Origin of the sequence: Vibrio chanodichtyis (genome assembly GCF_028863985.1) — a bacterium.
GTDB lineage: Bacteria > Pseudomonadota > Gammaproteobacteria > Enterobacterales > Vibrionaceae > Vibrio > Vibrio chanodichtyis.
Genome location: NZ_JARBFT010000011.1, coordinates 23,971 through 36,687 on the forward strand (window position 1 = coordinate 23,971; position 12,717 = coordinate 36,687).

The window sequence follows — 12,717 nt, forward strand, 5'->3', positions numbered from 1 at the left end:
TCGGCAAATATCTTTTAAAGGAAAATGGAAGCATGAACAACGCTCGTCCTATTCATCGTGCGCTTCTCAGCGTATCAGATAAAACCGGCATTGTTGAGTTCGCAACCGCGCTTGCAGAGCGTGGAGTGGAACTTCTCTCCACCGGCGGTACCGCTCGCCTACTGGCCGAACAAGGCCTAGCTGTCACCGAAGTTTCCGATTACACCGGTTTCCCAGAAATGATGGATGGACGGGTAAAAACGCTGCATCCTAAAGTACATGGTGGCATTCTAGGCCGCCGTGGCCAAGATGACGCAGTGATGAACAGCCACGGCATCCAACCGATCGATATGGTGGTGGTTAACCTGTATCCTTTCGCACAAACCGTAGCCAACCCAAATTGCACGCTCGCAGATGCCATCGAAAACATCGACATCGGTGGGCCAACTATGGTCCGTTCTGCGGCGAAAAACCATAAAGATGTAACAATTGTGGTTAATGCTAAAGACTATCAGCGCGTCATTAGTGAAATGGATGCCAACCAAAACTCACTCACCCACGCTACCCGTTTTGATCTGGCAATTGCTGCGTTTGAACACACCGCCGCCTACGATGGCATGATCGCCAACTACTTTGGCACCTTAGTGCCATCGTATGGTGACAACCAAGAAGGTGATGCAGAATCTCACTTTCCACGCACGTTCAACGCACAGTTCATCAAAAAGCAAGATATGCGTTATGGCGAAAACGGTCATCAAGCCGCGGCATTTTATGTTGAAGCGCAGCCGCAACAAGCCTCCGTCGCCACCGCGCGCCAAATCCAAGGTAAAGCCCTCTCTTACAACAACATTGCCGATACTGATGCGGCACTCGAGTGCGTTAAAGAGTTCAGTGAGCCAGCGTGTGTGATTGTTAAACACGCCAACCCATGTGGTGTGGCACTGGGCGATAATCTACTGCAAGCTTACAACCGCGCGTACCAAACCGACCCAACTTCGGCCTTTGGCGGTATTATCGCGTTTAACTACGAGTTAGATGGCGCAACGGCACAAGCGATCATCGAACGCCAATTTGTCGAAGTGATCATCGCGCCGAAAGTCTCTCAAGCGGCGATCGAAGCGGTGGCAGCGAAACAAAACGTGCGCTTGCTCGAATGCGGTGAATGGCAAGGCCAAACCACGGGTTTTGATTTGAAACGCGTCAACGGTGGTTTGCTAGTGCAAGAGCGTGATCAAGGCATGGTGACCCAAGCGGATCTGCAAGTGGTGTCCACTCGTCAACCTAGCGAAGCAGAGCTACGCGATGCACTATTCTGCTGGAAAGTGGCTAAATACGTTAAATCCAACGCGATTGTGTACGCTAAAGGCGATATGACGATTGGCATCGGCGCAGGTCAAATGAGCCGCGTCTACTCGGCGAAAATTGCCGGTATCAAAGCCGCCGATGAAGGGTTACAAGTGGCCGGCAGTGTTATGGCTTCCGATGCCTTCTTCCCATTCCGTGATGGGATTGATGCCGCGGCCGAGGCAGGCATTACCTGCGTGATCCAACCGGGTGGTTCAATGCGCGATCAAGAAGTGATCGATGCTGCCAACCAACACGGCATGGCGATGATTTTCACCGGTATGCGTCATTTCCGTCATTAATTGGTTCTCGATTCTAGCTCCTAGGGTCTAGGAGCTAGGCCTTGGTTCTAGTAACTAATCCATTTATTAAGGATGTTAACATGCAAGTTCTCATCATCGGCTCTGGCGGTCGTGAACACGCCCTAGCGTGGAAAGTCGCGCAAAATCCACAAGTGACGAAAATTTATGTGGCTCCCGGCAATGCAGGGACCGCCCTTGAGCACAAAGTACACAACGTCAATATTGAAGTGACCGATATTCCCGCACTGGTCGCTTTTGCTCAGCAACAGGCGATTGAGCTCACCATCGTTGGTCCTGAAGCGCCGCTGGTGATTGGAGTGGTCGATGCATTTCGTGCCGCAGGCCTGCCCATTTTTGGTCCAACCCAAGGCGCAGCGCAGCTTGAAGGCTCAAAAGCGTTCACCAAAGATTTCCTCGCCCGTCACCACATTCCAACCGCCGCTTACGCTAACTTCACTGAAATTGAGCCCGCACTGGCTTATGTGCGTGCACAAGGCGCACCGATTGTGGTCAAAGCCGATGGTTTAGCGGCCGGCAAAGGCGTGATTGTTGCGATGACCTTGCAAGAGGCAGAAGAGGCGATCCACGATATGCTGGCGGGTAATGCATTTGGCGCCGCCGGCAGCCGAGTGGTGATTGAAGAGTTTCTCGATGGTGAAGAAGCCAGCTTTATCGTGATGGTAGATGGCGAAAACGTGCTACCTATGGCCACCAGCCAAGATCATAAACGTGTGGGCGATGGCGATAGCGGCCCGAACACGGGCGGAATGGGCGCTTACTCGCCGGCTCCGGTCGTGACTCAAGCGATCCACGATCGAGTGATGCAAGAAGTGATCTACCCAACCGTGCGCGGTATGGCTGCAGAAGGCAACACTTATACAGGCTTCTTATACGCAGGGTTGATGATCGACCAAACTGGCGCGCCCAAAGTGATTGAGTACAACTGCCGCTTTGGCGATCCCGAAACGCAACCCATCATGATGCGTCTGCAATCGGATCTGGTCGAACTGTGCCAAGCCGCGATTGCGGGTCAACTTGATCAAGTGGAATCGAAGTGGGATCCACGCGCCGCAATTGGTGTGGTTCTCGCCGCGGGAGGTTACCCGGGGGATTACGCAAAAGGTGAAGTGATTTCAGGTCTACCGACAGCAGAGATCGAGGGGCAGAAAGTGTTCCACGCCGGTACGGAAATGCAAGGCGATCATGTGGTGACCAATGGCGGTCGAGTGCTGTGTGCTACCGCACTCGGTAACACGGTACTAGAGGCGCAGCAACGCGCTTATCAACTGGCCGATCAAATTCGCTGTACCGGCATGTTCTGCCGCCGCGATATCGGCTATCGCGCGATTGCACGCGAGCAGGCTCAATAACCCAGCTCTCATGCAACGGCGAGGTTGTGGTGATACCGCCGTGAGAAGCCATTAGCCAGCAACGAACACTATACCCAAACGACTTGGAGTTGCAGGTAGGCGGCAAGTGAGTGAATCCCCATGAGCATAGACACACTATGTGATTGGGGTGAACGAACGTAGCCAACACCGCTGCAGCTTCAAGTAGGAAGGGGATATTGCCTGCGGCGGCGGGTTGAGTTAATCAAGCAACGCTGGGCGTTTCACGCAATCATAGTTTGCCGCCTCAAGCAGCAGTAACTCATCAATATGTACCGTACCGTTACGAATTTTGCCGAGGAACGCTACGTAGCTCTCAATCGAAGCAAGACGATTGAGCATAAAGCTGGGCAAGGTTTGGTTAAACTCCACCCGCTGGTATTCAACACCGCTACAGGTTTCAAACACCTTGCCATTCCAATAGCCTTGCAGCAACTCTAAGCCTTGCTTGTCTTGCTGTTTAGACACCTCAGCCACCGCTTTGGCTTGCAGCACATAGTCCGTCAGTTGCTCATCACTCATCGGCAGCACTTTACCCGCGAGCCGATATTGCTGATACACCGCTTCCCCTTGATTACTAAAGCGAATATGCACTCGAAATGGCTGTAATTTTTTGCCTTCAAGGTATTCACCTTCACGGCGAATTTCACGCACTCGCCCCTCTTCCCAGCGATAGCTGGACTGATAACGGCCATGATTGCCAGAAGTCACATAATCAGCCGCCGAACTCGGTTTTTGAAAGCGCTCGGTATACCAGTAAAAACTGGTCGCCTCACTGATCGCTTTACCACCGGTAAATTGATTGATCTGCTCAAGATTTGGATTAGGAGTGGAACCGCAGCCAGCCAATAAGCCAGATACGAAAAAAAGGAGGGATAATCGCTGCTTCATAAATAAAAAAACGCCGAGAGTTTTCATCTCGGCGTAGTATAAAGCAATTACTTGATCGCGTCTTTCAGCGCTTTACCTGCCACAAATGCAGGGACATTAGCTGCCGCAATATTGATCTCTTCACCCGTTTTTGGGTTACGGCCAGTACGCGCAGCACGATGATTAACTTTGAATGTACCAAAACCAATCAGTTGTACTTGGTCGCCGTCTTTCAGAGCACCCTCAACCGCACCCAGAGTCGCTTCGAGAGCTGATTTGGCTTGTGCTTTGGTCAGGTCCGCTTTCTCTGCAATAAAGTCGATCAATTGGGTCTTGTTCATTTAGGTTTCCCTTCTCAATAGGTTATCGAATCGAGCTCACTCTAAAACATAACTGCCTGCTCTGGCAAAGGTTTGTCGCGCAACTTTAGCTTTTATGACGCACTTTTAACCGCAATATGAGTAATAACTCACAATTTGTTACTTCTCCTGCCCAAACTGGGTTTAGCCTCAGAGGATAAACACCTTGCTGAATAAGGGTTGAAGCTAGCATCACCAGCCGCTGGGTGAATGCGATCGCTCATTATCTCGCTCAATTAAGCCATACATAGATGGGGTTATTTAATTTCTACTCGGCGGTTTTGTGCTCGGTCAGCCTCATTCGCATTGCTCGCAATAGGGCGAGCTTCGCCGTAAGACACGCTTTGCAACTGTAATGGTGTTTGTGCAGATTGCTGCAAATAAGCTTCCACGCTGGCTGCTCGGCGCAGGCCAAGCGCAAAGTTATACGCATCACTTCCTGTATTATCAGTATGTCCTTCGACAATCAGGGTCGGATTATCTTTTAAGCTTACCAAGAGTTGATCGAGCAGATAACGCGAAGCCGAAGTCAGCTCAGCACTATCAAACGAGAAATAGACTCTGGCCAGCGTCTCTTGCGATCCTGCTTGCCAAGATTTGGCATGGCTTAACAAGTATTCAGCACAGTTTGCTTGCACTCCAGCCGCAACCATTTGTTGCTCAATAAATGCAGCACTGGCTTGAAATTGCCCCGCTTGCTCAATGTAGGGAAATGCAGCGTGATTGACTAATACGCGTCGACCAGAGCCGACCTGAACTTGCTGTTCAAACTCCAGTTCAGGGCCATTACAGTAGTGATGAAACGCGCTTTGACTCGCGTTAGATGCCGCCAGCGCATTAGTCATACCAAAGCCAACAAGCAGTACAATCATCGAGAGCTGGCGGAAAAGTGTTTTCATTATCAGAATTCCTCGGTACAGGGAAAATATATCGTGTAAATAAATTTCTCAGTCAATATAAGTGTTTTTATTCAGCTAAATGGCCGATCTCTTCAGAAATCAGTTCCAAAATTTTATTTTTTATATCATCTCTATTCTGGGCAGAAAAAACATTATCCTGACCTACACAGTTTTTCATTTGCGGATAATCATTTATTTTGTATGCAAACCCAACTGCGACCATCCTAGCTTTAACTTTATCGTCACCAACATATTGAGAGTTCAAATTTTCTAATATAGAACTGCACAAACCTTTAGCGATTAAATTGTTGGTATTAGTAGTATAACTATCTTCCCCATCAGACAAAATAATAATAAGTCTTCTTGGATTAGTTCCTGCGTTTGCAAATTGTGCAGCTCTAATTATTCCTGCATAAGATGACGTTCCACTTATTGAGCTGCTTTTTATAACAAAGGTATCAATGGATTTTTTTAGACTATAAAAATCATCGGTCAGATTAATATTAAAAAAAGTAGAGAACCCTGAAACACTTCCCTTAGAATTAAATCTCTCCGCGGAATGAGAAACATGACTAAGATTAAAAATATTATTCACTACTACATCAGCAGAGACATCTTTACTCTCTCCAGGTTTATACTGACTATTACAACGACCCCTAGGGCAAATTATATGGTCATAGTGATTATATGAACCATCATTTTTTTTCTCAACAGTAAAAAAATCAAAGCCCACAATTGCCAATTTATTTTTCTTCACCATATTTTTATTAAATTCATTTAATTCATCGGCAATTTCTTTCATAATCTCCTTCATCATCACATACCGTACAGGATTAGTTGTATTATTATTTGCACCATACCTGTCCCAGCGCCAACTCATAGAACCTGAAAAATCCGCCACCAAAATGACATCCACCGTTTCCGAGTGAAATTTTCTTGCTACCGAATGACTGGCAATATCATAGTCTTTACCAAAACCAATAACAGCCTCATTACCCGGAAACCAGGTTGGCTGACTGATTTTAGCGGTCACTTGATATTCAAAAAAGCGACTTTCATCGTCTTTACAACGATTATTATCTTCACAGTTGATCTTTTTGATTTGAATATCAGAATCTTGAATCGTCGCAACTGGGAAATAGTACTCAAGATAATTTTTGGCGAGCTTTACATTATCTGAACCTTGGCCAGCTACCGCAAGACTGGCAACCTCAACCGCTTCTAATAAACGCGCTTTATCTTGAATGGCCCGTGCGCCATCGGTACCCAGTGTAAAAATACCAAATAACACCGGAATAAATAGCGAAAATAGAATCGCCGCATGGCCGGATTGATGGTGTAAACGCGAATAAGTGTGCATATTTATCTCCCCATACTGACAGAGCGACTACTGACACGTGAAAATTGTTGGCCAATTAAATTCCCATACCAACTTGGCGTGTCATAACAGAGCGTCACTTCATAAAGTGTCGCATGGCGACCGAAGGTGGTAATAAAGTCGAGATCCTGCAAGGATTGAGTATTGTTACAATTGATGTAACCTCCAGAAAAAGGCGCTCGTACATTTTTATTTTCACGTATCATCCGGATCTGAAAACCAAATTTTTCCGGGTCAAAATTATTGGTAGTACGCTTTAATGATGCCAAGGTAATGTCATATAACTGCGTTGCTTCAGTTCCAATCTCTTTACTAGGTTCAAAGTCAAAATGATCCGTATCATAAACTTCGGTACGCTCTTTAATAATCGCTGCCGCAGAATAAGAAAGCCGCTCTAGTTTACCTTTATAAGCCAGTTTGACGACGATATCCGCACTAAATACCAACAGCAGAGCAAAGAATACGCCAATAATCGCAAACTCGACGGTAAAATTACCTTGTTGTAATTTAACGGGTAAATTTTTCACGTTGATACTCCTGAATAACAATAGCTTCCCGAGCAAACACCGTTTTATCATTTAAAAAGAAATTAAAAATCGGCTGATAATCATAAGTTATGCTATATACCGCAATCGCCATATTTTTAGGATCATTACAATTCAGTTGATCACCATCTTCACCAAGGCAATTTTTCTCATAATCGTGCAAATCATCTAATTTCTTCACAAACTGGATACTGTATTGAAATTTATCAGCACTCACGATATGAGACCATAAACTGTCTTGCTGCTCTAAAATGGTTTTAAACTGGGCTTGATAATAAGTACCATCGACTTTTTTGGTTTCTCTGGCTGCGCTAGCAATCGCTAAGTCACCTAGGCTGGAAACATAAGAGAGAAAGCTCATTTCGACCCAAGCCATACACATCAGCCAAAAGGCAAAAAAACCACCAACAAACTCAATGGTTGCCACCCCAGATTGCTTTTTAGAAAACAAAAGACGCATCGACTTGCTCCTCTGCTTGTAGGTTGACCGATGAATGGCTTAACGAGTCATGGCTGGTCAATGGCTCCGTGGTTGCCGCCTCAGTCACTGGATTGATCAACTGCACTTGACGCAAGTTAAGGTACAACTGATAAAGCTCTTGATCACCATATTGCTGACCATAGAAAGAACGCAAATGCTCATAGCTGCCAATTTGTGCCATGGCTAAGGCTAAATTGGCAGTAACCGTTTGATCAGCTTGACCATTAAGATAAATTGGCAGTAAACGTGCCGCCGCACTTTGGTAGTCCTGTTCAAAAATATCGAGCAGAGCTAAATTATTTTTAATCGTGACATCATCAAACATCAGTTCACGCGCACGGTTAAAACTAGCGCGAGCTTTAACTCGCTCGCCTTGTTGGGCATACAAGATCCCAATCAAATTGAGTGTTTTGCCACTATCAGGGTTCGCTTGTAACGCAGCCAGCAACGACTCATGTGCCGGCTCGGCTAAATTGAGTTGATATTGCGCGCGCCCTTGCAGAAAAAACAGTTCGTCGCGCGGCAAAGCCGTACTGCCACTGGTCAGCGGGGCGAGCGTAAACAAGGTTGATTCGGGATCACCACTATCAAAGTAAGCTTGTGCCAATTTAAACCGGGTGGTTGGGTTTTGTTGTTGCTGCAGTTGACGCTTATACAGCGCTATCAAACCGGCTTGATTATTGGTTTTGATCAGTAATTGCTCTTCATCAAACTCCAGTGGCTGGCCGTAATTCTGAGTAGCGGGTTTACTGGCACTATCAAGAGGCAACAAGCTGCTACAACCAGTAAGCAGCATGAGACTGAGCAGCAAGATTCCTTTATGCATTGATCATCATCCTCATCACGCCTGGGGCCGCAATTAAAATCACAATCGGCACCATAATAAATACAATCAATGGGATAGACATTTTCGCCGCCAATTTGCCAATTTTCTCTTCGATGTGCAGCATTTGCACTTCACGGATATCGGCCGACAAGGTCGTCAACACACTGTATATCGAACTGCCATACTGCAAGCTTTGCTTTAAGGTCATCACGAAACTGCGCATCTCATTCGACGGCACCCGTGCGTATAACTCATCCAACGCCAGATCTAAGCCAACCAGTCTTGATCTATCGTCGGTTTTCACTAATAAGTAGCTGATATCTTTATCGAAGCCCTTCATTTCTTTGGCGAGGTAGCTGATCGCCGCTTCAATCGTCATACCGGTTTGCACACAAACCGCCATCAAATCGAGTAGATAAGGCAGCTTGTTGGAAATTTTATGGCTGAGGCTCTTAGCGCGCATCGCTAGATAAGCATCCGGAAAAATCAAACTCACCACCAACCATAGCGCCATAACCAACCATAACTGATTGGCTAACCAGCTGACCTTTAGCGAAAGCAGATAAATGCCTAGCGCACCAAGCACCAACAAGGCATATTTGAGTGGCATAAAATAAGTTGCCAATTGCGGATGGTAAAAACCCGCAGCTAACATTTTCTGCTGTTGCAGCGTTTTATCTGAAGAAAACAACCGATTCAATGTGGCCGATAAACGCTCCAGCAGGGTGATTTTTTGTTCACTCTGACGGCTTGCTTGGTGCAGATAAAAATCTTTCCAAAATTGGCTTTTCTTCTCTTGGCGCATCGAGATGATCAGCAGCAGCACTCCAAACGCCAGTATGGCGATAGGAAACAGCGGCCCAGCCTTGGCAATCGCGGCCCATGAAAAATTAGCGAACACTCTTCATTAACCCCCATACAATCGAAATCCCTATCGCTTCACTGATCAGGACGTAGTAAAGGATTGGCCGCCCAGCCGGATCAAACATCACAAACTCATAGTTTTCTGGACTAAGGTATTGCAGCATGAATAGAAAGAAAAAGGGGATAGCAGCAACAATCTTGGCCGAGGTTCGCGCTTCTGAAGTTAAGGCGAATTTCTTCTTCTCAACTGAACGGGCATTAAACAATAACCGATTGAGGCGCAAAATAACGTCTTTCAACTGCCCACCACGCTGCATATTGGCGCGCAAGGTGATCACAAAAAAATGAAAAGAAGGGTATGGAAAACGCAAACAGGCTTTACGGAATACATCATCGGGCGATTCACCAAGCTGCAAGCGCTTGCCCATAATTTTAAATTCTTTCCCCACTTCGCTGTTGAGCGAATTACCCACGTACATGATCGCATGAGTAATACTTTCACCAGAAGAAACTGCACTGCTGAGCATGCTCAAAGCATCAGGAAAGCTCTCTTCAAACTCAGTCTGCTGACGTTTTTGCAACCAGAAATACGCAAACGTCACCCCAGCCACCACCCAGAACGCCACCACAATCGCCACGGAACCACGCACAAAACGTTGATTAAATTCAATGCCAAACAAAATTAGCCCAGCAATAAAACCAACCACTTTCAGCAGAGCTAATTTACCCAATTGCTTACTCAAGTTTTTCCAGAACTGCTCAATCCGATCCTGTAAAGTACGGTAAGAGAGCGATTTGATATCAATCGCTTGATGTTCAGAGATCATCGAATCAACGTGTACGGTTTTCGCCATTTCAGCCAAATAATCATAGCGATCATATTTGCGCTGCCGGATCCCAACCAGCAGCAAAACCATCCCCACTCCAAGCAGCAGCAACCAGATCATACGGATTTCTCCTCTAGCGCACGAAATGCCTTGGTCAAATGATCTTCTAAGCCAAAGAAGCGCGCTTTTTCATACAGCACCGACCGCTGCATTAAACCCGAGGTAATAAAATGCCCGTTAACTTTACCCTCTTCACTTTGGCGGGCGCTCGGTTGGAAGCGGAAAATCTCTTCCAACACCACGCTGGAGCCTTCTAGCCCCACCACTTCGGTAATGCTCATCACTTTACGGCTACCATCATGCAAGCGACTGATCTGAATGATCAGATCTACCGCACTGACAATGGTACGGCGGATCGCTTCTAGCGGCAGACTGCTGGTTGCCATCATCACCATTGACTCAACCCTAGCTAAAGCATCTCTTGGTGTATTGGCGTGCAAGGTTGACATTGAACCATCGTGGCCGGTATTCATCGCTTGCAACATTTCAAACGCTTCGCCACCACGACACTCACCGACGATAATTCGATCCGGACGCATCCGCAGTGAGTTAATCACCAGATCACGTTGGTTAATCATGCCGGTATTTTCAATCCCTGCAGTCCGAGTTTCCAAACGCACCACATGCGGCTGCTGTAAACGCAATTCCGCGGCATCTTCAATGGTGATAATCCGTTCATTTTCACCAATAAATTGTGATAGCGCATTCAGCATGGTGGTTTTACCTGAGCCAGTACCACCGGAAATCAGAATGTTGAGACGACATCTCGCTGCGACCATCAGCACTTGCGCCATCTCTGGGCTCATCGCGCCAAATTCACACAGCTTAGTAAAATCAATGCTCTGCTTTTTGAATTTACGGATCGAGATCGCGGTGCCATCTATCGCGATCGGTGGAATAACAATATTGACCCGGCTGCCATCTTGTAAGCGCGCATCACAGGTCGGCGAGGATTCATCGACCCGCCGTCCAACACGAGACGCGATGCGTTTAGCAATATCCAACAGTTGGCGCTCATCAATAAAATCGATTTGCGCCTTTTCAACCAAACCACCCCGTTCAATAAACACGCTTTGATGGCCATTAATCATAATGTCGCTGATCGAATCATCGTCCATTAAGGTCTGTAATGGCCCGAGCCCAACCAGTTCATCGACCAAGTTTTTGACAAACTCAGCGCGGATCACTTTCGGCACGGTTAAGCGCTCGCGTTCGATCAATAAACCCACCGCGCCGTCAAGTTGCTTGGCGAGCTGCTCTTTGCTCATTTGAGCAATCGCTTCCGGCTCTAACGCATCAAAAATTTGTTTGCGCAGGCCAACGTAGATTGCTTTGGCGCCGATCATTTACGAGACCACTTCTGTTTAAGTGCATCCAACATACCAGCCTTGCTACTGACTGTTTCACCTAAGATCAACGCAGTGAGGTTTTGTAGCGGCTCAGCCGCTTTTAACTTAGAAGTCACCAAACGCTGATTTTCTAATACGGTATGGTTGATGGTGTCACAAAATGGAATATCGATATCGATGGGCTGCTTTAAAATACTTTCCGCATCTTGCTTGGTCGCGGAGTGCAATTTAACCGGCAAGGATTGATTAAACACTGTCAGTAGACGCAGAGCAGGATTGGTATTGGCTTTGCTGATGCGCTCTTTTAATCTTGCTGCTTCACGTACCGAAGAGACCGTCGGCTCAATCACCAGCACTATCACATCGGCTTGAGATAAAAATTTATCAGCTTCAACCGCAAAACCTACCGAAGCGGATAAATCTTCTAGGATAAAGTTTACCTCTTCCGAAAGTTGGTCGACCACCGCATTGCTATAATCAAGCAACGATAGCGTATCAAGATGTTCTGAAGTCAGTGCCAACATCGACAACATTGGAGTGTGCTTATACAGCAAGCTTTGTGCTGAAGCACTGTCGAGCGAAGAAGAAAACGCCCCTTTTTGGATGCGGCGCTTTTCCATTTTGCGAATGCCGAGCAAAATATCTAAGTTGCCACCTTGAAAATGCTGCTCGACCACTAAACAAGAAGTGTTGCGCACACTAGAGAGCTGATAGGCGATTTCGGCAGTGATCAAACTGGTGCCTACCCCACCTTTACTACCGAGCAAACTCACGTATTTAGCGCGGCGTTTTTGACCCGGACCGCGATGACTACTGCGCTGACGGTTATCATAAACACTCTTCACAAAATCAATCAGCTCTTGCTTGGTCACTGGCCAAAACACATAGTAAAAGCCCATGCTTTTTAGATTACGAATGGTCGAAATCGCATCTTCACTACCGATAATAATCACCGAAGCATGGTTTGGCAGTAGGTGGCTAATGCGCTCGGCATCTTGGCTGATATTGTGACTGTCATTAAGCTCAATGATCACAATTTCGATATCCGATTGACGCACATGAGCCGCTATCGCTTCATCGCAATTTTTTACTGCAACCGGTGGCACTATCCCTTCAAAGCGATACGCCTCCATCACTAACTCTTGGCATTGTTCCGTTTGATAAAACACGACCGTGGTGATTTTTTGCTGCTCAATCACCTCAGTGGCTTGTTTTTTACTTAATAGATCGACTAAATCAAACATAA

At 46.7% G+C, this 12,717-nt stretch carries 13 protein-coding genes; 2 read left to right on the plus strand and 11 right to left on the minus strand.

What is annotated here, in order from left to right; all coding sequences use genetic code 11:
- The first annotated feature begins 32 nt into the window (after positions 1-32).
- Together purH and purD are read left to right on the plus strand one after the other, a co-directional pair.
- Entirely contained in the window at positions 33-1,625 is a 1,593-nt protein-coding gene (gene purH / locus PUN32_RS10925) for a bifunctional phosphoribosylaminoimidazolecarboxamide formyltransferase/IMP cyclohydrolase (RefSeq protein WP_274723247.1), read from the plus strand.
- 80 nt (positions 1,626-1,705) lie between these two features.
- The gene (gene purD, locus PUN32_RS10930) at positions 1,706-2,995 is read left to right on the plus strand and encodes a phosphoribosylamine--glycine ligase (RefSeq protein WP_274723248.1); all 1,290 of its coding nucleotides are present in this window, start codon (positions 1,706-1,708) and stop codon (positions 2,993-2,995) included.
- A gap of 219 nt (positions 2,996-3,214) precedes the next feature.
- Here purD and PUN32_RS10935 read toward each other — a convergent pair whose 3' ends face one another.
- The 11 genes from PUN32_RS10935 to PUN32_RS10985 form a co-directional block, all read right to left on the minus strand.
- Positions 3,215-3,904, minus strand: a complete 690-nt coding sequence (locus tag PUN32_RS10935) for a DUF1481 domain-containing protein (RefSeq protein WP_274723249.1) — start codon at positions 3,902-3,904, stop codon at positions 3,215-3,217.
- A gap of 47 nt (positions 3,905-3,951) precedes the next feature.
- Positions 3,952-4,224 carry a nucleoid-associated protein HU-alpha gene (hupA, locus tag PUN32_RS10940; protein WP_166013866.1) on the minus strand — a complete coding sequence of 91 codons (273 nt, stop codon included), beginning with the start codon at positions 4,222-4,224 and terminating at the stop codon, positions 3,952-3,954.
- A gap of 275 nt (positions 4,225-4,499) precedes the next feature.
- Complete coding sequence (locus PUN32_RS10945; protein ID WP_274723250.1) at positions 4,500-5,141, minus strand: OmpA family protein; 642 nt, start codon at positions 5,139-5,141, stop codon at positions 4,500-4,502.
- 67 nt (positions 5,142-5,208) lie between these two features.
- The gene (locus PUN32_RS10950) at positions 5,209-6,501 is read right to left on the minus strand and encodes a TadE/TadG family type IV pilus assembly protein (protein ID WP_274723251.1); all 1,293 of its coding nucleotides are present in this window, start codon (positions 6,499-6,501) and stop codon (positions 5,209-5,211) included.
- Positions 6,502-6,503: 2 nt separating this feature from the next.
- Entirely contained in the window at positions 6,504-7,046 is a 543-nt protein-coding gene (gene tadF / locus PUN32_RS10955) for a tight adherence pilus pseudopilin TadF (RefSeq protein WP_274723252.1), read from the minus strand.
- Positions 7,027-7,524, minus strand: coding sequence for a TadE family protein (locus PUN32_RS10960; protein ID WP_274723253.1), 498 nt, complete (start codon positions 7,522-7,524; stop codon positions 7,027-7,029). The genes tadF and PUN32_RS10960 overlap by 20 nt, the downstream gene beginning before the upstream one ends.
- Positions 7,505-8,371 carry a tetratricopeptide repeat protein gene (locus PUN32_RS10965; protein WP_274723254.1) on the minus strand — a complete coding sequence of 289 codons (867 nt, stop codon included), beginning with the start codon at positions 8,369-8,371 and terminating at the stop codon, positions 7,505-7,507. Before PUN32_RS10965 ends, PUN32_RS10960 begins: the two co-directional genes overlap by 20 nt.
- The gene (locus tag PUN32_RS10970; RefSeq protein ID WP_274723255.1) at positions 8,364-9,272 is read right to left on the minus strand and encodes a type II secretion system F family protein; all 909 of its coding nucleotides are present in this window, start codon (positions 9,270-9,272) and stop codon (positions 8,364-8,366) included. The genes PUN32_RS10965 and PUN32_RS10970 overlap by 8 nt, the downstream gene beginning before the upstream one ends.
- On the minus strand, positions 9,262-10,182 hold the full coding sequence (locus PUN32_RS10975; protein ID WP_274723256.1) for a type II secretion system F family protein: 921 nt from the start codon (positions 10,180-10,182) through the stop codon (positions 9,262-9,264). The genes PUN32_RS10970 and PUN32_RS10975 overlap by 11 nt, the downstream gene beginning before the upstream one ends.
- The gene (locus tag PUN32_RS10980; RefSeq protein WP_274723257.1) at positions 10,179-11,468 is read right to left on the minus strand and encodes a CpaF family protein; all 1,290 of its coding nucleotides are present in this window, start codon (positions 11,466-11,468) and stop codon (positions 10,179-10,181) included. Before PUN32_RS10980 ends, PUN32_RS10975 begins: the two co-directional genes overlap by 4 nt.
- Positions 11,465-12,715 carry an AAA family ATPase gene (locus PUN32_RS10985; RefSeq protein WP_274723258.1) on the minus strand — a complete coding sequence of 417 codons (1,251 nt, stop codon included), beginning with the start codon at positions 12,713-12,715 and terminating at the stop codon, positions 11,465-11,467. The genes PUN32_RS10980 and PUN32_RS10985 overlap by 4 nt, the downstream gene beginning before the upstream one ends.
- Positions 12,716-12,717: the final 2 nt, after the last annotated feature.